At 67.2% G+C, this 21220-nt stretch carries 23 protein-coding genes; 3 read left to right on the plus strand and 20 right to left on the minus strand.

Annotation, left to right across the window (positions count from 1 at the left end):
* Position 1: 1 nt before the first annotated feature.
* The 8 genes from ACWDTP_RS00585 to ACWDTP_RS00620 form a co-directional block, all read right to left on the minus strand.
* Positions 2-973, minus strand: a complete 972-nt coding sequence (locus ACWDTP_RS00585) for an LLM class flavin-dependent oxidoreductase (RefSeq protein WP_450015505.1) — start codon at positions 971-973, stop codon at positions 2-4.
* Complete coding sequence (locus tag ACWDTP_RS00590) at positions 973-1917, minus strand: alpha/beta hydrolase (protein WP_450015507.1); 945 nt, start codon at positions 1915-1917, stop codon at positions 973-975. The genes ACWDTP_RS00585 and ACWDTP_RS00590 overlap by 1 nt, the downstream gene beginning before the upstream one ends.
* A gap of 45 nt (positions 1918-1962) precedes the next feature.
* On the minus strand, positions 1963-2709 hold the full coding sequence (locus ACWDTP_RS00595) for an ABC transporter permease (protein ID WP_450015559.1): 747 nt from the start codon (positions 2707-2709) through the stop codon (positions 1963-1965).
* A gap of 2 nt (positions 2710-2711) precedes the next feature.
* Positions 2712-3503: an ABC transporter ATP-binding protein gene (locus ACWDTP_RS00600; protein ID WP_450015508.1), complete on the minus strand. Its 792-nt coding sequence runs from the start codon at positions 3501-3503 to the stop codon at positions 2712-2714.
* A gap of 46 nt (positions 3504-3549) precedes the next feature.
* Complete coding sequence (locus ACWDTP_RS00605; RefSeq protein ID WP_450015510.1) at positions 3550-4377, minus strand: ABC transporter permease; 828 nt, start codon at positions 4375-4377, stop codon at positions 3550-3552.
* Positions 4377-5363, minus strand: coding sequence for an ABC transporter substrate-binding protein (locus ACWDTP_RS00610; RefSeq protein WP_450015512.1), 987 nt, complete (start codon positions 5361-5363; stop codon positions 4377-4379). The genes ACWDTP_RS00605 and ACWDTP_RS00610 overlap by 1 nt, the downstream gene beginning before the upstream one ends.
* Before the next feature lie 266 nt (positions 5364-5629).
* Positions 5630-6439, minus strand: a complete 810-nt coding sequence (locus tag ACWDTP_RS00615) for an HpcH/HpaI aldolase/citrate lyase family protein (protein ID WP_450015514.1) — start codon at positions 6437-6439, stop codon at positions 5630-5632.
* Position 6440: 1 nt separating this feature from the next.
* Positions 6441-7664 carry a CaiB/BaiF CoA transferase family protein gene (locus ACWDTP_RS00620; protein WP_450015516.1) on the minus strand — a complete coding sequence of 408 codons (1224 nt, stop codon included), beginning with the start codon at positions 7662-7664 and terminating at the stop codon, positions 6441-6443.
* A 193-nt stretch (positions 7665-7857) separates the two neighbouring features.
* On the opposite strand from ACWDTP_RS00620, the gene ACWDTP_RS00625 reads away from it, so the two are divergent.
* Positions 7858-8487 carry a GntR family transcriptional regulator gene (locus ACWDTP_RS00625; RefSeq protein ID WP_450015518.1) on the plus strand — a complete coding sequence of 210 codons (630 nt, stop codon included), beginning with the start codon at positions 7858-7860 and terminating at the stop codon, positions 8485-8487.
* Positions 8488-8512: 25 nt separating this feature from the next.
* On the opposite strand, the gene ACWDTP_RS00630 is transcribed toward ACWDTP_RS00625, so the two are convergent.
* A complete protein-coding gene (locus ACWDTP_RS00630; protein ID WP_450015520.1) occupies positions 8513-9121 on the minus strand; it encodes a TetR/AcrR family transcriptional regulator in 609 nt (202 codons plus the stop codon).
* A gap of 90 nt (positions 9122-9211) precedes the next feature.
* Here ACWDTP_RS00630 and ACWDTP_RS00635 point away from each other — a divergent pair, with 90 nt between their 5' ends.
* On the plus strand, positions 9212-9958 hold the full coding sequence (locus ACWDTP_RS00635) for an SDR family NAD(P)-dependent oxidoreductase (RefSeq protein WP_450015522.1): 747 nt from the start codon (positions 9212-9214) through the stop codon (positions 9956-9958).
* Positions 9959-9988: 30 nt separating this feature from the next.
* On the opposite strand, the gene ACWDTP_RS00640 is transcribed toward ACWDTP_RS00635, so the two are convergent.
* A complete protein-coding gene (locus ACWDTP_RS00640) occupies positions 9989-10867 on the minus strand; it encodes an LLM class flavin-dependent oxidoreductase (protein WP_450015524.1) in 879 nt (292 codons plus the stop codon).
* A 120-nt stretch (positions 10868-10987) separates the two neighbouring features.
* Complete coding sequence (locus ACWDTP_RS00645) at positions 10988-12415, minus strand: APC family permease (RefSeq protein WP_450015526.1); 1428 nt, start codon at positions 12413-12415, stop codon at positions 10988-10990.
* A 145-nt stretch (positions 12416-12560) separates the two neighbouring features.
* Between ACWDTP_RS00645 and ACWDTP_RS00650 the strand changes: the two genes are divergently transcribed.
* Positions 12561-13730 carry an ROK family protein gene (locus tag ACWDTP_RS00650; protein ID WP_450015561.1) on the plus strand — a complete coding sequence of 390 codons (1170 nt, stop codon included), beginning with the start codon at positions 12561-12563 and terminating at the stop codon, positions 13728-13730.
* A 34-nt stretch (positions 13731-13764) separates the two neighbouring features.
* Here the strand turns inward: ACWDTP_RS00650 and ACWDTP_RS00655 are convergent, their stop codons facing one another.
* The 9 genes from ACWDTP_RS00655 to ACWDTP_RS00695 all read right to left on the minus strand — a co-directional run bounded on the left by ACWDTP_RS00655 (position 13765) and on the right by ACWDTP_RS00695 (position 21210).
* On the minus strand, positions 13765-14472 hold the full coding sequence (locus ACWDTP_RS00655) for a GOLPH3/VPS74 family protein (protein WP_450015528.1): 708 nt from the start codon (positions 14470-14472) through the stop codon (positions 13765-13767).
* A 51-nt stretch (positions 14473-14523) separates the two neighbouring features.
* Positions 14524-15324: an NAD(P)H-dependent oxidoreductase gene (locus tag ACWDTP_RS00660; RefSeq protein ID WP_450015530.1), complete on the minus strand. Its 801-nt coding sequence runs from the start codon at positions 15322-15324 to the stop codon at positions 14524-14526.
* Between the two features lie 4 nt (positions 15325-15328).
* Positions 15329-15937: a TetR/AcrR family transcriptional regulator gene (locus ACWDTP_RS00665; RefSeq protein WP_450015532.1), complete on the minus strand. Its 609-nt coding sequence runs from the start codon at positions 15935-15937 to the stop codon at positions 15329-15331.
* 65 nt (positions 15938-16002) lie between these two features.
* Positions 16003-16407, minus strand: coding sequence for a PPOX class F420-dependent oxidoreductase (locus ACWDTP_RS00670; protein WP_450015534.1), 405 nt, complete (start codon positions 16405-16407; stop codon positions 16003-16005).
* Between the two features lie 11 nt (positions 16408-16418).
* On the minus strand, positions 16419-17111 hold the full coding sequence (locus tag ACWDTP_RS00675) for a TetR/AcrR family transcriptional regulator (RefSeq protein WP_450015535.1): 693 nt from the start codon (positions 17109-17111) through the stop codon (positions 16419-16421).
* A gap of 45 nt (positions 17112-17156) precedes the next feature.
* Entirely contained in the window at positions 17157-17609 is a 453-nt protein-coding gene (locus ACWDTP_RS00680; RefSeq protein ID WP_450015563.1) for a hypothetical protein, read from the minus strand.
* A gap of 86 nt (positions 17610-17695) precedes the next feature.
* Entirely contained in the window at positions 17696-18742 is a 1047-nt protein-coding gene (locus ACWDTP_RS00685) for an alpha/beta fold hydrolase (protein ID WP_450015537.1), read from the minus strand.
* Between the two features lie 134 nt (positions 18743-18876).
* On the minus strand, positions 18877-20058 hold the full coding sequence (locus ACWDTP_RS00690; RefSeq protein ID WP_450015539.1) for a copper resistance D family protein: 1182 nt from the start codon (positions 20056-20058) through the stop codon (positions 18877-18879).
* Positions 20059-20196: 138 nt separating this feature from the next.
* Positions 20197-21210: a zinc-dependent alcohol dehydrogenase gene (locus ACWDTP_RS00695; RefSeq protein ID WP_450015540.1), complete on the minus strand. Its 1014-nt coding sequence runs from the start codon at positions 21208-21210 to the stop codon at positions 20197-20199.
* Between the last annotated feature and the right edge of the window lie 10 nt (positions 21211-21220).

Here is a 21220-nt window from a genome sequence, read left to right on the forward strand (position 1 = left end):
GTCAGCGCAGCCGGGGCAGGACTTCTTCCCCGACGAACGCGATCTGCTCCTCCCACTGGTCGAACGACAGCCGGAAGTCGAAGATCAGATCGTTGACCCCGGCCTCCCCAAGCTCACGGCATTGCTCGACCACCTCGTCGGCGGAGCCGTAAACCAGTGCGCCCCTGAGATCGTCGGCCGTCTCGAACCGGCCCGAGGCCGGTTTCACCCAAAACTTCGCATTGTTGGCCCAGGCCAGCAGACCCTCGACGTTGACCTTGGCCAGCGCCTCCGCGCGGGACTTCCCGATCGCGGTGGGCGGAATGATCCCGACGTTCGGCTGCGGCCTGCCGTAATCGGCGGACACCTTGGCGAGGGTGTCGACCCGCACCCGCAACGTGTCGATGCCGATCCGTCCGGGCATCCAGCCGTCGGCATGCTCCCCGGCGATGCGGGCCGACCGCGGCGTATTGCCGCAGTACCACAGCGGTATCCGACCGGTCGGCAGCGGTCGGATCCTGGCGTCCTCGAAGTCGAACGGCCGATCGTGCCATGACACCGTCTCGCCGGCCCAGATCCGACGCAGGATCTCGATATTGTCGACGACCAGTTCCGGCCTCGGCACCCCACCGAGGCCGATCGCGGCGAACTCGTGGTCGAAGTTGCCACTGCCCATGCCAATCACCAACCGGGGGCCCAGAAACTGCGTCATCGTCGAGAGCATCTGGGCGGTGATGAGCGGATGACGGAACGGAATCAACGATCCGGTGCCGAGTGTGAGTCGCGTCGTGGCCGCACCCACCGCCGTCAGCACGGTGAGGGCCTCGAAGAACGTCTCATCTGGCTGTTCGAACTCGCCGTGCGGCGCGAACAACAGGTGATCGCGCACCCACACCGAGTCGAATCCCAGCCGCTCGGCGAGTTGCGAACCCTCGATGACCCGGGTGGCGTCGGCATGAATACCGAAGTGCGGCAGCAGAAGTCCGGTACGCATTACTCCCCTAGATTTCTCGGTGCCGAGGTTGCCGTCCGGGCATCATCGGTAACGGTGACATCACCTGTGGGCCTGAGGTGTTCGTCGAACCAGGCCGTCATCTCGGGGATGACACGATCGGCATACGCGGCATAGGCGGCGTAGTGGCTGCTGTTGCGCTGCAGGATCAACTTTTTCGGGCCCACCGCGGCCGCATAGATGGCCTCGGCGTGATCGGTCGGGGTGGTGGCATCCTCATCGACGGCGATCACGAGCAGCGGTGTACGCAGCCCCCTGGCGGCATCCACCGGCCGGTACCGCAACAACGGGTCGACCATCGACAGCGGCACCGCGGTCGGATTCTTGTCGTCGACATCGCTTTTGAAGCCCGAGGCGCGCCGTTCCGGCGTCTGCACCATGATCTCCTCACGCGGGTGCACGAGTTTGCTCTTGCCGGTCAGCACCCTGGCACGGCGGTCCTCGGCCAATTGCCGCTGGTACTCGATCCACTCCCATTCGGTGCGCATGCGGTGCAACCAATCCCGGCCATCGGCCACCGGAACCTGGCTGATCACGGCCCGGACCCGGGGATCCGCGGCGGCCAGCAGCACCACATTGCCGCCCCCGGTGCCACCCGTCGCGTACGCGCCGATAGCCCCGTCAACCACGTCGTTCCGGGTGGTCAGATAGGTGACCCCGTTGATCAGATCCTCCAGCTGCCGGTTCGGGTCGACGATGCCGCGCTCCCCTTCGGACTCACCGAATCCCCGGTAGTCGATGGACAGTACCGCGAGGCCGGCGCCGGTGAAACCGCAGTGGTAGCGCTCATAGGCCTTGGCGTCCTTGAGCCCGTACCAGCCGGGGCCCTGGATGATCGCGCGATAGGGACCCTCCGTGTCCGGGGTGTGCCAGCACGCTCGCACGCGCTCCTCACCGCTGAAATATTCGACAGTCGTCGACCTCACCGCAACACCTTCCTCATCTAGTCGGTCGAGATCCGCCCGGGACCGCTAGGAGAAGCGGGTCTTGCCGAGCCGGTTGATCAGGATCTGCACGAGCGCGACGAATCCCAGCAGGACGACGATGTGCGCGTACACGCTGGGAACCTTGAGGGTCTGCGAAGCCCTGGCCAGCTCGTAGCCCAACCCCTGTGTGGAGGCAAGCATTTCGGCCAGGATCACGGTGATCATGCACAGCGCCCCACCGATCCGGATCCCGCTCATCACCATCGGCATGGCCGCGGGCAGCTTCACCTGGCGATCCGACTGACCGGCCGACGCCCCGAAGGCCTGGGCGACCCGCAGATAGCGGGGGTCGACGGCGCGGAATCCGCGCAGCGAGTTGAACGCCACCGGAAAGAAACCGGACAGCGCCCCGTAGGCGATCTTCGAGGTCATGCCGATGTCGAACCAGACGATGAACAGCGGGTAGAACAGTACAAGGGGCACCATGTAGCCCCACGCCACCAACGGTTCGGTGACCCGATACCGCAGCTCGGATCGGCTGCACGCGAAGCCTATTCCCACCCCGACCAGGCATGCGATCAGGAATGCGACCACGAACTCGACGGCCGTGATCCCCACATCGCGCCACAGTTCCGATGAGGTCAGGATCTCACCCAGTTGATCGCGGACCAACCTGAGTTTGGGCAGCAGCAGCGGGGAGATCTGGCCGGGACCGGTCATGTAGATCCAGTAGCCGAACAGCGCGGCCACGATGGCGAGACGTATTCCCCAGACGGCGAGCCGGGTCCGCATGGTCACCGCACCGCCTTGCGCGCCAGGCTTTCCGACTGTCCCTCCAACCGCCGGAAGATATGGTTGCGCAGCAGGTCGAATCCCGAGCTGGTCATGAACTCCAGGCTGCGGGGCCGGGGTTCGTCGACCCGCAGATCCTCGACGATGCGTCCCGGCCCGGCGGACATGACGAGGATTCGGTCGGCCCAGAAGATGGCCTCGTCGAGACTGTGGGTCACCATGATCACGGTCTTGCCGGTTTCGGTGAGCACGCGCGACATCTCGACGCCGATCCGGCGCCGCGACTGCTCGTCGAGGGCCCCGAACGGCTCGTCGAGCAGCAGGATGTCGGGGTTCATGGCCAATGCCCTCGCGACTGCGACGCGTTGCTGCATACCGCCGGAGAGCTCGGACGGATAGGCATCGGCCCGGTCGGCCAGCCCGACGAGTTCGAGCTGCTTCATCGCCGCCGCGCGCCGGTCGGTCTTGGACTGGCCGGCGAACCGGAGCCCCGTGGCCGCATTGTCCAGTGCGGTGCGCCACGGGAACAGGCTGTAGTCCTGGAAGACGAAGGCCGCCCGGCTCGGATCCGGTCCGGTGATCCGCTCGCCGGCGACGGTGACCTCACCACGCGACGGCGTCAGCATGCCGCCGATACAGTGCAGCAGCGTCGACTTGCCGCAGCCGCTGGGGCCGATGATCGAGATGAACTCGCCCTCCTCGACTTTGGCGTCGATGTCGGTGATCGCCGGTGCGTTCGCCGCACCCTTGGTGCTCGCATAGCTGACGGCCAGACTTCGGATCTCGAGTGCCACTGGTGATGCTCCTTAGGAAAGTCGGTGTCGGGTGGGCCGATCGGCGTCAGGCGGGAGCGGTGGCCACTATCGATCCGAGCCCGGCGCCGCGCCAACGGCTGAGGCGCTGTTCTGCGGCCGACCAGGCGATACCGGCGACGACCGCAACGAGGGTGATCAACAAAACGATGGCCATCACGTAGTCGGTGCGCAGCGCCGAGGAGTAGGTCCGCATCAGGGGGCCGATACCGCCGTCGGACGCCCAGAGTTGGGCGATCATGACGCCGAGGAACGCATGCTTGATGCCGTACCACAACGCCGCGAAGATTCCGGGCAACGCCGACGGCAGGATCACGTCCGCGTATCGGTGCCTGCGTTTGGCCCCGAAGGCTTGCGCCACCCGGAGGTGGCGCTGCTCGACCAGTCCCAGCCCGCCGAGGACGTTGATGACCACATAGAAGAAGCTCTCGAACGCACCGAACGCGGCCGCGGACGCCCCACCCAGCCCGAAGATCAGGGTGAACACCGGAAGAAAGATCGACTTCGGGGTGGAGAGCACGAATGCCAGCGGCGCGCTGAGCGCCTCCCGCACCAGCGGTGAGGCCGCGATCACGCAGGCGGCGATGATTCCCGTGCTGCAGCCGATCGCGAACGCCGCCACGATCGACGCGCCGGTGCGGCGGAATGCCTCAAGCGCCGTCGGATCCTGCAGGAGATCGACGGCCGCGGTGACCACCGACCACGGCGACGGCACGAAATGCGGGTCCACCCAACGCCATTGCACGGCCGCCGCCCACAGTGCCACCAACCCGACCAGGATCAGCGTCCGGAGGACAAGTGCGGCCCGACCGACCGGGACCGATCGCCACCGCCGCGCCACCCCGCCGGCAGGCATCAAGACATGTCCTTCCAGTAGGTGTAGTGCTCGGCGACGTCGTAGTCGGCCAGCGCCTCGTCGCTGGCCGCGACCGCGGCACTCAGTCCCTTGATGTTCTCGTCAGGGATGGTCCCGTCATCGGAGAGCAGAGGGAGCAGCTTGTCGACGGCTTCCTTTGCGACGCTGGGCTCCTTCTTCCAGTCGTCGATGACGAACTTCTCCGCCCACGCCGGATCGGCCTTCAACTTCGCCACGGCCTTGAAGTAGCCGTCGAAGAACTTGTTGGTCAGGTCCAGATTGTCGTTCATGAATTCGTCACGCACCGAGAACGCTTCGAAGGCGTTGGGGCCGACCAAGTCCGCGACACTGCCGAGATCCTTGCCATAGCCCCCTTTGACCGCGGTCAGCACGGGCTCGATGCTCCAGATGAAGGCGTCGATCCGGTCCGATTTGAGCGCGGCGATCATGCCGTCGAGGCTGCCGAGTTGGACGATCTCATAGTCGGAGCTGCTCCACCCCAACGTTTCCGCGATCTTGATGGTGGCGAAATGGCCGGCCGATCCGAACCCACTGATACCGAAGCGCGACCCCTTGAGGTCGGCCGCCGAGTTGGCTGCGCTGGCCGGCGCGGCCAAAATGTACTGGTCCCAAGGGAGTACGCACCCGGCCACCAGCGTGGCCTCCAGTCCCGCAGCGATGTCTCCCACCGCCCGCACCCCGGCTTGCAGGCTGATGTCGGCGTTGCGGCTCGCCATCGCCGCAGCGACGGTTGACGACGTCGCGTCGACGATCTCGACCTTGATCCCCTCCTCGTTCCACACACCAAGGGATTCGGCCGCTTCGGCGGCGATGAATGGGAGACTGTTCCCCTCGCTCACCACCAGACGGACGGTGTTGTTGTCGGCCGCCGAGGAATCGTTGCCGCCGCATCCGGCGGCCAGGGTGGCGATGATCAGGAGGCTGACGAGCGGCGCCCTGCCCACCAATTTGCGAACGTTCCTCATCAGCGCCTCCTGTCGGGGACGGTCCGTCCCATGGGATGCGGGGGTGCTACACCCCGCCGTGAGTGGAGCTTCGAACGGGACTGTGCACAACATCTCCCATACGAATACAAACGTATACAGATGTGTGGGTCAAGGGTTTCGAGTAACCAATTTCACATTCGCCGCTGGCGCCGGTCCCACGTCGACGTGATTCCGTGCGGCGGCGTGCGGACCTCGACGCGGACCGGAACGACGGAACAAACTGAGGAAGCGTTGCCCCCATCCCGCTATTTCGCCCGGCGGGAGATATCGGCGGCCCGCGTCAGGATGCCGGCGGCGCGCTTGGCAACCGGTACATCGATGAACTCGCCGGTTTCGAGTCGCGAAGCCTCCCCGCCACGGTCGGTGAAGGCATCCATGACGCGCCGCGCCCATTCCACCTCGCCTGGTGACGGTGAGAAGACCTCGTGGATGATGTCCAGCTGTCGCGGTGAGATGGCAGATTTGCCCGAGAAGCCAAGAGATTTCGCGTGCAGAGCCGCGTTTCGCAGGCCCTCGGCATCATCCAGGTCGGCGAAGACCGAGTCGATAGGTGCGCCGATTCCCGCCGCCCGTGCGGCCGCCACCAGGTGGCTGCGGGCATAGAGCATGGGCTCGGCGCCGGGGCCGGTGCCGAGGTCATGGCGCAAATCGAGACCACCCATCGCCAGATGGCCACACTGCGGCACCGCGGCGATCTCGACGGCGGCGAGCAGTCCTCTGGCCGTCTCGATCGCGCAGATGAGTGGGGTGTCCGGGCAGCGCTGCGCGACCGCCTCGACCTGCTCGGGTGTCTCCACCTTCGGAATCCGGATACCAACGGCCAAACCGGCGACCGCATCCAGGTCGGCGACCCAGTCCTCGGTGCCGACCGCGTTGATGCGCACCCACAGCGGCGCGCCGGCGCACATCTGCGCAGCCAGGGCGCGTGCGACGGGCTTCTGCGGGCCCGGCACCGCATCCTCGAGATCGACGATTACGGCATCCGCACCTGCCCGTAATGCCTTTTCCATCAGCGTCTTCCGATGGCCCGGCACGAAGAGGTAGCTGCGGTCCATCTCAGATCACGCCCTGCTGCCGAAGCGCGGTCAGGTCCTCACAACTCAGGCCGGCCAGGTCCCGGTACACCGTCTCGTTGTCCTGCCCCAACCGGCGGCCGGTGGAACGGACCGACCCTGGCGTCGCCGACATCCTGAAGAAGATGTTCTGCATCCGGACCGGGCCGAGGTCCTCGTCCTCACAGGTGACAACCGACTCCCGCGCCACGATGTGCGGATCGGCCAGCAGTTGCGCGACGTCGTAGACGGGTGCGATCGCCGCGCCCACACCGGTGAACGCCGCAATCACCTCGTCGAGGCTCCGGGCACCGATCCAGGTGGCGACGTATTCGTCGAGTAGCTCGGCGCGTTTGGCGCGCTCACCGGCCGCCGGGAACCATGGCTCGGAGGTGATCTCGGGATGCCCGACAAGTGTCATGACCCGCTTCGCCACGGAGGTGGCACTCGCGGAGACGGCAACCCATCTGTCGTCGACGGTGCGGTACGCGTTGCGGGGCGCATTGTTCGGCGACCGATTACCGTGCCGGCCAGGGACGACCTTGAGCTGGTCGAACACGGTCGGCGCCGGCCCGAGAACCCCCATCAACGGCTCCAACAACGACAGGTCGATGACCTGGCCGCGGCCACCGCGGGCATCTCGGTGATAGAGCGCCAGACTCACCGCGTAGGCACCGGTGATTCCGGCGATGCCGTCGGCGAGACCGAATGGCGGCAGGGTCGGCGGGCCGTCTTCCTGACCCGTCTGATGCGCGAATCCGCTCATCGCCTCGGCCAGCGTGCCGAATGCGCGCCGGGTGGCGTACGGTCCGGTCTGGCCAAAACCGGTGACGCGCAGGATGATCAACCCGGGGTTGATGTCATGCAATACGTCTGGGCCCAGCCCCCACTGCTCCATCACCCCTGGGCGAAAGTTCTCCAACAAGACATCGGCTCCCGCGATCATGGCGCACAACAGCTCACGCCCCCGGTCGGTCCGGAAATCGAGGGTGACCGTTTTCTTGTTGCGCGCGATGACTTTCCACCACAGTCCATGCCCGTTCTTCTGCCAGCCGTGGCTACGCGCCGGGTCGCCGGTGGGACATTCGATCTTGATCACCTCGGCCCCGTAGTCGCCCAACAGCATCGCGGCGATTGGAGCGGCGTAGACAAAACCCGCGTCGAGCACGCGAACGCCGTGCAGTGGCCCGGTTGCGACAGCGTGGTCGGTCACCTCGGGGGCCGTCATGACGTGTATCGGGTGCCGACATCGATGAGTGGTCTCGCGGGCATGGCTACCTCCTCGGTGACTGCATGGTGTTGTATAGCATTGCATGCAGTTGCTGGATCCGCACCCGTCACCGACGCCGATCGCGCAGTGAAGACCGCGGCACGGTATGGTATACACGTGGATTCAATTGTTCAGCGGAGAGGTTAAAGGGGTGGACGTCTACGAACAACTACGAGAAGCGGTCGTGGACGGCACGCTTGCGGCCGGTACCGCACTGACCGAGTTGTCCCTTGCAGCGAAGTACGACGTCAGCCGCACGCCCGTGCGCGAAGCCTTGCGGCGACTCGAGCAGGACGGGCTGGTGGAGCGCGGCGCCCGCGGTATGCAGGTGCGGGCCCGCAGTCCGGAGGAGATCCTGGAGATCTACGAGGTGCGAATCATCCTGGAGTGCGCCGCCGCGAGGGCGGCCGCCGAACGGCGGACCGACCTGGATCTTCTCCGGATGGAGCAGGTACATGCTTCGATGAAGGCCGCCCGCGAGGACGATCCGGAGCGGCTGGCGACGGCCAATCGCCAGTTCCACGAGGTGATCTGGGCGATGAGCCATAACGCGACCTTGATCGACCTGCTGATGCGGCTTCATGCCCACCTCATTCGCTACCGGGAGACGACGCTGACCTACCAGAACCGGTGGGGTGAAGTCCTCAAGGAACACGAGAAGTTGATGGACGCGATTCGGACGGGCGACCGTGAGGAGGCAGGCCGGATTGCCGAAAACCACATGACGGCCGCGCGCAACGTCCGGCTGCAGATGTATGCGGCCGCCGCCACCGTGCCCTGACTCGGCCGCTCCGCCCGGCCCGTCGTCAGAACGGCGGCCAGTGCCGCAGGGCCCCTTCGGTCACTCGCCGCAGTTCTTCGGCGCCGACCCCGCCTGCGGCCTGAACGGCGATCCCGTTCGCCATCGTGAGGAGGTAACGCGCGAGTAGCCCAGGGTCGACATCCGGTGTCAGATCCCCCTCCTCGACGGAGCGTCGGAAGCGGTCACGCAGGCGCGACCAGGTCTGCTCACGGCAGGTCACCAGGGCGTCCCGCGCCGGCCGGCCGGCCTCCCCCGCGGCCAGCGAACCTTGTACCGCAAGGCATCCCGCGGGGCTGCCGGGACGGGTCGTGGCGAGCACCGAACCCGTGAGGAACGTCGCGGCGACCTGGCGGGCCGTCGGCATCTCCAGCGCCCGGGCCAGGTAGCCGGCCGGACCATCGACATAGCGCTGCAGCGCCTGGTGAAACAACTGCTCCTTGTTCCCGAAGGCGGCGTACATGCTGGTTCGGGTGATGCCCATGGCCCCGGTCAGTTCGGCCAGTGTGGCCCCTTCGTAGCCCATCTCCCAGAACACCAGCATGGCCCGCTCCAGAGCTTCGTCCGCGTCGAAGCCCCTGGGCCTGCCGATCGATGCCGTCTGGTCTGTCGCCATATGCGCAGCATCCTACCCTTCTGCACCAATCGATACCGAAGTGCTACGGTCTTTCTGTACCGATCGATACCGAAATCAGAAGGAGTTCCGATGGGCACGCTGGAGGGTAAGACCGCCGTCGTCACGGGAGGCAGTACCGGGATCGGGCGCGCGGCCGCCCACCGCCTGGCATCCGAAGGCGCGCATGTCTTCATCACCGGCAGACGCAAGGCCGAACTGGAGGCCGCTGTCGCATCGATCGGGCCCGCAGCGACGGCGGTGGTAGGCGACATCGCCGAATCCGCCGACCTGGACCGGCTCTACGACGCGGTCCGAGACCGCGGGAAGGGCCTCGATGTCCTGTTCGCGAACGCCGGCCTGGCCGCCTTCGCACCACTCGCGGACGCCACCGAGGAGGACTACGAGCAGAACTTCGGCGTCAACGTACGCGGGACATGGCTCACCGTCCAGAAGGCTGTGCCGCTGCTGACCGAGGGCGCATCGGTCGTCATCAACTCCTCCATCCGGGCCGACGACGGACTGGAGAACTTCGGTCTGTACTCGGCGTCGAAGGCCGCGGTCCGCTCGCTCGCCCGCACCTGGGCCAACGAACTGAAAGACCGTGGCGTACGCGTCAACACGATCTCACCGGGAGCAATCGACACACCCGGGGTGGACACAGCAATCGGCTCGGAGAAGGCCGCGGCGTTCAAAGCCGAACTCGCCAAGGGGGTTCCGATCGGCCGCCTCGGACGGCCCGAGGAGGTGGCGGCCGCTGTAGCGTTCCTGGCCTCATCCGAAAGCAGCTTCATCTACGGCGTGAACCTCGACATCGACGGCGGCGAACACCAGTTCTGAAGCGTACCGCCACAATTCGCGGGGCGCCGGTCAGCCCTGCAGGGCGGGCCTGACCCGCTCCCCCACGAACGCCACGAACTGTTCGATGTCGGTGTCGATGGTCGGCTGCAGCACGACCGTGGTGGCACCCGCGTCGACCCAACGGCGGGCGCCCGCGGCGATCTCCTCGGCGCTGCCGTGCACGCCGATATCGGACGATTCCGCGCCGCCCAACCGCCGGTACTCGGCGGCCAACGCCGACCGCGAGTCGGGCCCGGTCGCGCACAGCAGGTAGGTCACGATCGACGATTCTGCGTGTCCGGCGCCGGCCCGCACCTGCGCGACCGCCTCCCGCACCGCACTCGGTGTGGTGTCGTGGGTGAGAATCGTGCCAGACGCGAGTTCCCCGCTCAGCCGCAGCGTCTTCGGGCCCGTTGCGGCGGCCAGCAATTCGGTGTCCGGACTCGGCGGCCAATCGAGTGCCACATCGTCGAGATTCACATAGCGGCCGTGCAACGTCACCCGCTCGCCCCGCAGCAGGGCCCCGATACACGTCAGGTGCTCGCGCAGCAGTGTCATCGGCGATCCGACACGTGCGCCGATCTGCCCCATCCAGTCCTGTACACCGTGGCCGACACCGACCCGGACCCGTCCGGGGAACGCGCGGGCCAGTGTCGCGATCTCCATGGCGGTCAACGCGGGATTTCGCATCGGCACCGGCAGCACACCGATCCCCACCGACAACGTGGTGCTGTGCGAGAGCGCGATCGCCGCCGCCGAGATCCCGGCAGACAGGAAGCAGTCCTCCCACAGCCACAGCTCATCGAGGCCCGCATCGTCGGCCACCCTGGCCGTGGCAGCCAGCCGCTCGGGCGCGAACTGCGGCAGGTAGACGCACCCCACCCGAGGCGCTTTCGTCTGATCTCCCATCACCTACGCCACCCCACCCGGTGTCATCCTTTCCCGGCGCTGTCCAGCTGCTCACCCACCAGTGTGGGCGATGGCTCACGGCGACCGGATACCCGGGTCTCGGGCGGCGGGTGGGCGACGCTAATGGTGCGCGGTTCGGGTGGAGTCCTGGGATGTCGCAGCGCCGGCGAAGGCCTCGTTGATCTCCTTGGGCCCGAACGGCCAGGTGCGTTCCTTCTTCGCGTAGCCCAGGTAGACGACGACACCGAGGGCGATCCAGCACAGCGACAACACAATCGACGACCACGCCGCTGATACGTACACATACACCCAGCCGGCCAGGGCGACGACCGTCGGGACCGGGTAGAGCCACTGCCGATACGGCCGGGGCAGATTCGGTTGCCTGCGGCGCAGCACGACGATCGCCGCCACCTGGGCCAGGGATTGGATGATGACCATCGTCGCCACCGCGGCGTTGATGATCGTGGTCAGCGTGAACAGTGAGCCGACGATCGTGATGGCACCCATGGTGAGCACGCCCGCGGTCGGCAGATGCAGGGTCGGGTGCAGCCGTGCGAACACCGGGAGGAACACCTTGTCGCGGGCCGCCTCATAGGGCACCCGGGACCCGCCGAGCAGGCCGGCGAACACCGAGCCGATCGCCGCGATCACGATGAGCACGGTGATCACCTGCGCGACCGTCGAACCCCACGCCTGTGCCAGCACGGTCGACGCGACCGAGGTCGCGGTCTTGATCTCGTCGAGCGGGATCGAGCCGAGCACTCCGACCTGCAGCAGGAAGTACAGGCTCATGATGCCGAGAATCGAGATCACGATGGACCGGGGAATGGTCCGGCCGGGGTTGCGCACCTCGGCGCCGAGGTAGGCGGTGGTGTTGTACCCGAGGTAGTCGTACACGGCGATCACCAGACCCGCGCCGAGGCCGGCCCAGAAGGTGCCATGGCCCCCGAAGGCTCCCGGTGTGAAGGCGAACGCCTGCGCACCGTCGAAGTGGGTGAAGGCGGCGATGATCGTGGAGAGGGTCGCGACGAGCATGACGATGAACAACGCGGTGGTCAGCTTGCCGATCTGGCCGATCCGGCGGAACAACGCCACCGTGATGAGTGCCACGATACCCACGCCGATGATCTTGCCCAGCGGGGTGTTTCCCGATTCGCTGGTCACCCCCGGGACCAGATAGCCCAGGTATTGGACGAGTCCGATGATTCCGGTGGACATGATGAGCGGGATGAACAGCACGGCGCTCCAGACGAACAGGAACGGCATCAACCGCCCGGTGCGGTACTGGAATGCCTCCCGCAGGTAGAGGTAGGTGCCGCCGGCGCCGGGCATGGCGGCGCCGAGCTCGGCCCAGATAAGACCGTCGGCGAGGGCCAGGACCGCGCCGACGATCCAGCCGAACATGGCCTCGGGCCCACCGATCGTCGCGACCATCGCCGGGATCGTGACGAAGGGGCCGATGCCGCACATCTGCGTCATGTTGATCGCCGTCGCCTGCAGCGGGCCGATGCGGCGCTCGAGTGTGGGCTGCGGGGTGGACGCGCTCATGACGTACCTCCTTGCTTTGTTAGGAAAGTTTCTTAACATATTTCGGACGAGTGTGGAAGAGTGCGGTCGTAGGCTTTCTGCGATCAGGACGAAGGGATGCGCGTTGGCTGGGCAGGTTGCACCTCAGGTCGGGACGCCGGCCAGCATGCGTGCGCTGAACCAACGGCTGGTCCTTGACCGGCTCCGACATCACGGGGAAGCCACTCGGCCGCAGATCGCCGCCGACGCCGGGCTATCCAAACCAACAGTGGGACAAGCACTCCTGGATCTGGAGCAGCACGGTCTGGTGCGTGCGATCGGGCGAAGCGCGCCGCGGCCCGGCCGGGCCGCGGTCATCTACCGGGCCTCGCCGGACGCGGGTCATATCGTCGGCGTCGACATCGGCAGACGTGTGCTCCACGCGGCGGTCGCCGACCTCGATGGCACCGTCGTCGCGCGGTTCGAACAGCCGAATCGCAGCCGGTCCGGCTCCATGCTGCTGCGCAGCGTCGCGGAGTCGGTTCGTCGGGTCGTGACCGAGGCCGGCCTGGCGCCCGACGACATCGTGGTGACCGTCCTCGGAACCCCGGGGATCCCCGACAACGCCGCGGGCACCATGTCCCGCGCACCGAACCTGCCCGGGTGGGAACGCCGCGGCCTGCTGCATGAGCTGGTGTCGACGCTCGGTGCCGATGGCTCGGAGGTGCTGGTCGAAAACGATGCCAACCTGTGCGCGGTCGGCGAATACGCCCAGGGCGCGGCGCGTGGCGTCGACGTGGTGGCGTGCCTGACCGTCGGCACCGGGATCGGTATGGGAATTGTGGTGGGCGGGCAGTTGTTTCGCGGTGCGCACGGCGCCGCGGGCGAGATCGCCGACCTTCCCTATGGCACGGTTCCCTCCGGCGTAACGACGCACCGGCCCGGCCCGGTGGAGGTGGTCGCGGCCGGGCAGGCGGTGGTCGCAATGGCCCGCGACGCCGGGTTGGACGTCACCACGGCCAAGGCGGTGTTCGACCTGGCCCGCGCGGGCGATCGGCGGGCGGTGGGCGTCGTGGCGGGCGAGGCGTCGAAACTGGCGCATGTGGTGTCGGTGGTGACCGCCGTGCTCGACCCCGGACTGATCGTGCTCGCCGGCGGCATCGGACGCAATGTCGACCTGCTCGCCGGACCGATGCGGCGGGAACTCACCGCGACCATCCCGAAGGTCCCCGACATCGTCGGAGGCCAACTCGGCGACGACGCCGTCCTGGTCGGCGCCATCGCCATCGCGATGGACACCGCATGGAGCCTCGTCTTCGAACGCCGTGTGCTCGGCCGGCCGTCCCGCGAAGCCTGACCGAATACCCGGTCTCACATTCGCCTGTGGGACCTCAGGTTCGGGGCACGACGGCCGTCGCGATGACGACGTTGTTGACGATGGTCGCGGTGACGGTACGCGCGACGGCCTCTGCGGCCGCCCCGGCACCCCAGTTACCCTGCTCCAGTTCCTTCGCGCGAGTGATCACGGCACTGGTCCACGGGATCTCCTTGTGGAACTGCGGGAGCGTCCCGCTTCCCGAGATCAACGCGGTGAGTGCGGCGACCCGGGGCGTCGGCTCGATATTGTCGACGAGCGCAGCGCGGACCTCGGCGAGCAGATGCTCCCGGCGCCCACTGCCGCCGTCCTCCAGCACGGTGGTGTTGAACAGGCCGAGCGCCTTGCGCTTTCGGCGCCGGATGTCGCCGCGCTCGACGAGGCGGTCCAGCACCGGACTCCGCAGGGACGGTCCGATCGCGGCAAGAAAAGTCTGCACTCCGCGGGGCTTCTCGGCGACGTACTCCCAGGCGGAGCGGAGCATCCGATCCGATGGCGGCTTGTCCTCGATGGCGTGCACTTTCGTCCCGGCGGTGCCGGCAGTGGTGTCGACATGCCCGCCCAGTCCCAGATCGGCGAGTACCGCGCCGGCGAGCACGTAGAAGAGGATGTTCTCCCCGGCGATGGTGCCGGTGCCGGACCGCAGGCCGCCGTTCGGCTGGAACAGGACAAGCAGGAGGTCCTCCGCCAGGGTGGGTCGGTCGAGCCAAGGGATGTCGGTCATCGGTCTCAATCTCTCTGTCGCAGGACGGCTCTCGATTTCGGGCTCACCGGCTCATCCGCAGTCGGCCAGGTGGATCCCGAGGTCGGTGCGGCCGGGGTGCAGGTCCTCGCGCAGCGCACGGGTGCCGTGGTAGTCGCCGTCGCGCAACCGCCGGAACGGTTTGGCCGACTCGGTGTCGATGGTCCGCAGCCGGTCCTGCAGTCGCTGGACCTCCCGGTCGATACCGTCGGCCCCCAACCCGTCGGCGTCGTGGACCACATGAAGGTCGAGTACCTCGATTCCGACGTACCAGAGCGTGCCGTGAACGAGAGGGAAGAGCAGGGAGTCGATGTCGCCGCTGATTCCGCGCGGGCCGATGGAGCGCGCGTCCTCCCCCGCTGTCACCACGATGAGCGCCTTGCGCCCGACCAGGTGGCCATCACCGTAGCGTCGGGGCAACCCGAGCTCGGGATCGACGTCGCCGTAGGCGAATCCGTTCGTCAGCACCCGGTCGAACCAGCCCTTCAGGATCGCCGGCGGTCCGTACCACCACAGCGGGAACTGCACGACGAGCAGCTGCGCCGCAGCCAGTTTGGCCTGTTCGGCCTGCACATCGGCGGGCAGTTGACCCCGTGAGTACACGTCGCCGGTCTGCTCGACGATGTTGCCGGGGCTGCCGGCGAACTCCCCCAGATCACGCTCACCCAGCACGGGATCGAACTGCTGGGCGTGCAGATCGGAGGTCAGCACCTCATAGCTCTGCGACAGTGCGGATGCGCCGTCCCGGAACAGGCGCTCGTTCAATGAGCCCCGGCGCGGATGCGCGTACAGCCACAGCGCGGTGCCCGGCTTCGGCGGATGCGTGAACATCATCAAATCACCTGCGTTTCTTGTCGTGTCGGTCGTCGGTGGCGATGGCCGCGATGACGCGGGCCAAGGTATTACGGGCTTCAGCGGCACTGACCCGGCCGGTGAGCGCGTCCCGGGCCAGGGCGTCGCCGGCGCCGATGATCGCGCGCAGACCGGCCGCATCGATCGGACCGGAGAACGGTGCCAGCGCCTTGCGACACTTGACCAGGTAGGCATCCTCGGCCTCCTGGCGCAGCCGGCTCAATGCGGGCGAGCCGGCGAGCGCGGCGACCACATCGGCCAGCTCCCGCCCTTCGGCGACACAGCAGTCGATGTATGCCCCGGCGACAACGCGCGTGACGGACGGCAGCTCGCGGTCGGCGCCCTCCAGTGCGGCGTCGAGCGTCGCGCGCTGACGCTCCTCGAATTCGCGGTACAGCTCGACGAGAACCCCGGCCTTATCGCCGAAGTGGTCGTAGACCAACGGCTTGGTCACCCCGGCCCGCTCGGCGAGACGCCCGAGGGTGAATTCTTCGGTGCCCGCCTCGCGGATCAGATCCCGTGCCACACCCAGGAGTTGGGTGCGGCGCTCCTGCTTGGACAGGCGGCGCCGCGGGCTCGGGTCGGTGCTGGACACACCACCAAGCTACCAGAAGTAACTTACTAGTAGTAGCTTAGTGGAGGTGGGCCCGAACTGGCCGGTCAACCCCGGAACGGCGGGGTGACCTTGTCGGCCTCGATGGTGACGATGATGCGGTTTTGGGTTCCGCCGGTGTAGTCCGCGTAGGGCGCCCCGGTGTACTTGTGGGCGATCTCGTCGATGCTCTCCCTGCCACCCTCGGCGGTCATGGAGGTGACGCGGCCCCGGACCGCGTAGAACCGCAGGACATTGTCGGGGTCGACGATATTGACCGCGATCCGCGGATCGCGGGCGAGGTTCCTGGCCTTCTGCATCCCCTCGACGATATTGAGCAGGACATGCTCGCCGTCGGTATGCACCCACGTCTCGGTGAGTTGCGGCGAACCGTCGGGCATCAGCGTCGCGACGAAGCACGGGCTGGGCTTGCGCAGCAGGTCGAGCAGGTCGGCTGGAAGTGGTTGTGCCATAGGCGTTCCTTTCACGTGGGCGGCCCGGCCGCGGCGATGCGGTCGAGCCAGTCGGCCATCAGGGCGCTCTCGGTGACAGTGAGCGCAGAAGTCCTGGGCAGCAGTGCGCGCAACGCGACGGCGGCGGCCTGCGGCCCGGGTTCCGCCGCGGCGGGAGTGTCGGTGGTGATCGCCGCCAGCAGGGCTTCGCGCGCCACCCACGACAGCGTGCGATCCCGCGCCTGTGGCGGCATCGCGATCAAGGCGAACGTGATGCCGGAACCGACGGCGTGGACGAGTTGGGCCGCCCGTTCCTCGCTGACGGTCAGCCGACCCGCCTCGGCGATCCGATGGATGCGATCGTGCAGCACCTCGAACGCCGCTGCTGCTGCCGGGACCTCGGTCGCCGGCCGCGGATCACCATGCATGAGTGCGTACAGAGCCGGATGGGCAAGCCCGATGTCGACGTGCTGATCCCAGCCCGCACGGAGGTCGTCGACGGGATCGCCGTCCTGGGGCACCTCGGGTTTGAGGCGCAGGCATTCGGCGAAGCCATGCTCGGCGACCGCATCGAGCAGCCCGCCCTTGTCCCCGAAGTAGCGGTAGATCGTCGGTTCGCTGACACCGGCCTCCGCGCCGACCGCCCTGGTGGTCACGGCCTCGCGGCCACCGCGTTCCAACAGACGCCGCGCGGCGGCCACAATGCGATCTCTCGACGATGCCACCTAGCATTGCTACCATCTTTTGCGTAGCGTCGCTACTTAGCTGTCCTATCGCCGATCCCGCGCACCGTCGATCAGGTGCCGCAGCACATACGGCATCACTCCGCCGTGGCGGATATAGTCCGCCTCGCGCCGGGTGTCGAGGCGGACGCGGCCGATGAACTCATTCCCGGCACTGTGAATCGTCACCCGCGATGGCGTGTCACCGGAGTTCAGCGCATCCAGTCCGGTGATGGTGATTTCCTCGGCACCGGTGGGCGCGATGTCATCGGGACCGGCCGTGGTCTCGATCGGAATCACCCCCATCGCAACCAGGTTCGACCGGTGAATGCGTTCGAAGGACTGCGCGATGACGGCCCGCACCCCCAGTAGCGCCGGACCCTTGGCCGCCCAGTCGCGCGACGACCCGCCACCGTAGTCGCGGCCCGCGACGACCACCACGGGAACTCCTGCATCACGGTAGGCCGACGCCCCACTACGCGAAATGGCAACAGGCGGCAGCCGTTTGCGTGGTCGACGGCAGCCACGAGAATACCTTTGCCCGGCCGATCAGGATCGGCACTGCCGGCGGCCGGTAGCGCCGCGCCTCAGGCGGGCGAATAGCCCGCCGTGGACAACAGCTCCCGGATTCCCGCATCGATGAAGTCGGTGTCTGCCGGGTTCTTCCCGCCGCCCGCGAAATGCCCCCAGATCCCGGGGATGACCCGTACCTCGCCGTGCGGGATGAACTGGCTCGCCCACTGCTCGTCCTCGGGCGGAAAGTAGAGATCCTTTTCGGCGGGCATCGCCAACAACGGACACTTGATCGAAGCCAGCGCTTTCTCCACATCCCCACCGAACCCTGGTGTGTTGCCGACGTTTCCGCTGTGCCACGTCCGCAGCATGGTGATCAGGTTGTTGGGGTCACGCCCGTCGCGGAAGAATTCCTCCCAGAACCCGTAGAGAAAGTCATCGAACGAGGCGTATCCGAGTTCGCGCCAGGCTTCCTGCCAATAGAAGGCCTGCGAGTACCCCCATCCCGAGTAGACCCGAGCAAACGCACGTAACCCTTTGACCGGGAGCCTGTCCGGGGCGTAGTCACCGTCCGCCCACACTGCGTCGGCGGTGAGCGCGAAGATCAACGACTCGAGGAACACCTTGTTGTGCGGCGCGGTGATACTCGACCCGCAGAAGGGTGCCGCGCGTTGCACCATTTCAGGGTGGCTCACCGCCCACTGGTAGGTCTGCCCCGCACCCATCGACCATCCGGTGACGAGCGCGATCGTCGAGATGCCGAACTCCTCGGTCACGAGTTTGTGCTGTGCCTCCACCTGGTCGTAGAACGTCACGGCGGGAAAGCGGGCCCGATCGTAGGGCGCCGGAGTGTTCGACGGGGAGGACGACAGCCCGTTGCCGAGCATGTTGGGCACGATGATGAACCACTCGTCGGGGTTGAGGGCTTTGTCGGTACCGATCAGCCATTCGTTGTCGGTGTGCCACCCCGAATACCAGGTCGGGTAGACGATGACATTGGTCTTGTTCGCATTCAGCGCGCCGTAGGTCTTGTACGCCAGGGTTGCGTTGCGCAACGTCAAGCCGCTCTGGAGAGTGCAGTCGCCGAGGTCGAAGTACTCGGCATCAGTGGGTGCAGGCATGACGAAGTCCTTCCAGAAACGTGTTGTGGGACAGGGGCATCTGTCGCAATTCGTGCCCACCTTCCTGGCACAAGCGGACAATTACTTCCAAATGGGAATAACCTACACGCTGGCGGGCCGCGTCAAGCGGAGAATCAGAAACTCGTCTCGGCTACTTCGGGCCGCCTCCCAGCCAAGCGCTCAGACACCCGCGACGTCGTGAACAGTGAGACCGCGAGGACGGCCGCCCAGGCGGCACCGATGGCGAGGACGGTCGGGCCGGCGATCGGGTCGGGCAGGTCACCGGCCTCCATCCGCCCCGAACCGGTCAGGAACGCGAGGGCTGCCAGCACCGCGAACGCCAGAACCGACTCCAACGCAGTCCATTTCGGATAGACCCGGACGGCCAACCGGAAGACCGATCCGTCGTCCCCTGCCGCCCGGGCCCGCCCAATCCGCGGCATGAGCACGAACTCGTGAATGCCGCCGACCGCGATCATCGTCGCGACCAGCGTGACCTTGATCAGCAGAACGCGGCCAAAGGTGGTGGTGAGCAGTTCGATGGGTCCTCCCAGCCGCTTCCAGGACAGCCACGCCCCGCTGACCAACACACATCCCACCGCGATCAGCGCGATCTTGCTGAACCGGGTCCACAGCCGCGCCCACATCCCGCCGGCCGCCGGTGTCAGCCGTCGGCGGGTCGTCAGGGCGAGCGCCGTCAATACCGCAATCCCGCCGGCCCACGCCGAAACCGCCACCACGTGCAGGTGTTCGAACAGCCCGTCGGCCACGCTGTCGGGCGTTGTCGTCGCCAGGTTGGTCGGTATCGCCGTCACCAGCCAGGCCGCCATCGCCATACCGGCCGAAACTCCGGAAAGCGCACCGACAGTCGGGCGGCACCGCGGCGCCCACAACGCCACGAGCGTCAGTGCGGCCACCGCCCACAGACCGTACTGCAATGCGGTCTGCCACCCCGTCGAGATCCACTGACCGCTCTTGGCCGGCGCGGTGAGGTAGGCCCAGATCTGGGCGGGGGCCACCGCATCGCCGAAGGGCATCGGCGTCTTCCTGGCGACCACACCGGCGAGCTGAAAGTACAGGGCCACCAGGAACTCGGTGCCGATACCGGCCAACACCATGCCGGCTACCCGGCGACAGAACGGGCGGTCCCGAGGGTAACCGGCCAGCACCGGAGCCACGACGACCGCATAGGCCAGGCTGCCGCCGATGGTCCCGATCAGGCCGATGAAGAAGGCTGTCTTCGTGAGGACACGCCACGGCGCCGGTGTGGGGTACGGACTGGACGACAACGCCGCGTACATCAGTTCGTGGGTCATCGACACCCTGCTGACTGCGCACCTGCCGGTCGCGTTTTGATCATGGACACGCGTATAAGCACGGTGAACCGGGGCCTGTGGTTCACCGTTCCAGGTAACCCGGTCTTCGAATGCCGCGTGCTCGGCCGATGAGCACGCTCAGCTGGTCGATACCGCCACTACCACCTTGTCCCCGCGACGCTGCGCGGCCGAGTGGAACGCCTTGTCGGCCGCGGTGAGTGGGTGGCGTTCGGTGACCAGCAGATCCAGATCGACACCACCGCCGGAGGCCAGTTCGATCGCCCGCGGGTAGGTGTCGTTCATCCGGCGCACCATCGCGAAGGTCAGGCCTTTACGCCGGGCCGCGGCGGCCGGGAACGACGACGTGTCCTGTGCCGGTATGCCGCACAGTGCGACGCGGCCACCCGGCCGCACGGCCGCCACCGCGGTCCCGATCGCGGCGTCGGTGCCCGCCGCTTCGATCACGACGTCGGCACCGCGGCCGCCCGTCGCGGCGAGCGTCGCTTCGGCCCCGCATCCGGATTCGAAGACCTCGTCCGCGCCGGCGCGAAGCGCGGTGGCCCTGCGGTGCTCGAGCGGTTCGGTGACGAAGACCCGGCGCGCCCCGCACCGCCGCGCCACCTGCGCGGTGAGCACGCCGATCGGGCCGGCGCCGACCACCAGAAGGTCGGCGCCGGGACGCAGGTGGCTGACCCCGACGGCGTGAATGGCCACACCGAGCGGTTCCAGCAGCGCGCCGCCGTCGTCGCTGACCTGGTCCGGAAGCGGGTGCAAAAGGTGGTCGGGCCACAGCAGGTGTTCCCGCAGCGCGCCGTCCAGTGTTCCGTGGCCGGCGAATTGCACTGCCGGGCAGAGATTGTGGTACCCGTTCCGGCACATCTCGCAGGACCGGCACGCGATCGCGGGATCGACGGCCACCCGGCGCCCGGCGTGCGGCCCGGTGACCGCGACGGCGGCGAACTCATGTCCGGGCACAACCGGATGTTCGATGCGGTTCTCGCCGATACCGCCGTCGGTGAACCAGTGCAGGTCCGAGCCGCAGATACCGACCGATGTCACGGCCAACAGCGACCAGCCCGGTGGGGCCTCGCCCGGGCCGGGTTCGGTGGCGATCCGCAGATCCCCGATGCCGTGCAGGCGGGCCGCGATCATCGACTCCCCC

The sequence above is a fragment of the Mycobacterium sp. NPDC003449 genome, from assembly GCF_053588415.1.

What these genes read in the sequence shown, in the direction of transcription:
- ACWDTP_RS00585 (WP_450015505.1), bottom strand. Translation starts at nt 973, where the DNA reads ATGCGTACCGGACTTCTGCTGCCGCACTTCGGTATTCATGCCGACGCC.
- ACWDTP_RS00595 (WP_450015559.1), bottom strand. Translation starts at nt 2,709, where the DNA reads ATGCGGACCCGGCTCGCCGTCTGGGGAATACGTCTCGCCATCGTGGCC.
- ACWDTP_RS00605 (WP_450015510.1), bottom strand. Translation starts at nt 4,377, where the DNA reads ATGCCTGCCGGCGGGGTGGCGCGGCGGTGGCGATCGGTCCCGGTCGGT.
- ACWDTP_RS00610 (WP_450015512.1), bottom strand. Translation starts at nt 5,363, where the DNA reads ATGAGGAACGTTCGCAAATTGGTGGGCAGGGCGCCGCTCGTCAGCCTC.
- ACWDTP_RS00615 (WP_450015514.1), bottom strand. Translation starts at nt 6,439, where the DNA reads ATGGACCGCAGCTACCTCTTCGTGCCGGGCCATCGGAAGACGCTGATG.
- ACWDTP_RS00620 (WP_450015516.1), bottom strand. Translation starts at nt 7,664, where the DNA reads ATGACGGCCCCCGAGGTGACCGACCACGCTGTCGCAACCGGGCCACTG.
- ACWDTP_RS00630 (WP_450015520.1), bottom strand. Translation starts at nt 9,121, where the DNA reads ATGGCGACAGACCAGACGGCATCGATCGGCAGGCCCAGGGGCTTCGAC.
- ACWDTP_RS00635 (WP_450015522.1), top strand. Translation starts at nt 9,212, where the DNA reads ATGGGCACGCTGGAGGGTAAGACCGCCGTCGTCACGGGAGGCAGTACC.
- ACWDTP_RS00640 (WP_450015524.1), bottom strand. Translation starts at nt 10,867, where the DNA reads ATGGGAGATCAGACGAAAGCGCCTCGGGTGGGGTGCGTCTACCTGCCG.
- ACWDTP_RS00645 (WP_450015526.1), bottom strand. Translation starts at nt 12,415, where the DNA reads ATGAGCGCGTCCACCCCGCAGCCCACACTCGAGCGCCGCATCGGCCCG.
- ACWDTP_RS00650 (WP_450015561.1), top strand. Translation starts at nt 12,561, where the DNA reads ATGCGTGCGCTGAACCAACGGCTGGTCCTTGACCGGCTCCGACATCAC.
- ACWDTP_RS00655 (WP_450015528.1), bottom strand. Translation starts at nt 14,472, where the DNA reads ATGACCGACATCCCTTGGCTCGACCGACCCACCCTGGCGGAGGACCTC.
- ACWDTP_RS00660 (WP_450015530.1), bottom strand. Translation starts at nt 15,324, where the DNA reads ATGATGTTCACGCATCCGCCGAAGCCGGGCACCGCGCTGTGGCTGTAC.
- ACWDTP_RS00670 (WP_450015534.1), bottom strand. Translation starts at nt 16,407, where the DNA reads ATGGCACAACCACTTCCAGCCGACCTGCTCGACCTGCTGCGCAAGCCC.
- ACWDTP_RS00685 (WP_450015537.1), bottom strand. Translation starts at nt 18,742, where the DNA reads ATGCCTGCACCCACTGATGCCGAGTACTTCGACCTCGGCGACTGCACT.
- ACWDTP_RS00690 (WP_450015539.1), bottom strand. Translation starts at nt 20,058, where the DNA reads ATGACCCACGAACTGATGTACGCGGCGTTGTCGTCCAGTCCGTACCCC.
- ACWDTP_RS00695 (WP_450015540.1), bottom strand. Translation starts at nt 21,210, where the DNA reads ATGATCGCGGCCCGCCTGCACGGCATCGGGGATCTGCGGATCGCCACC.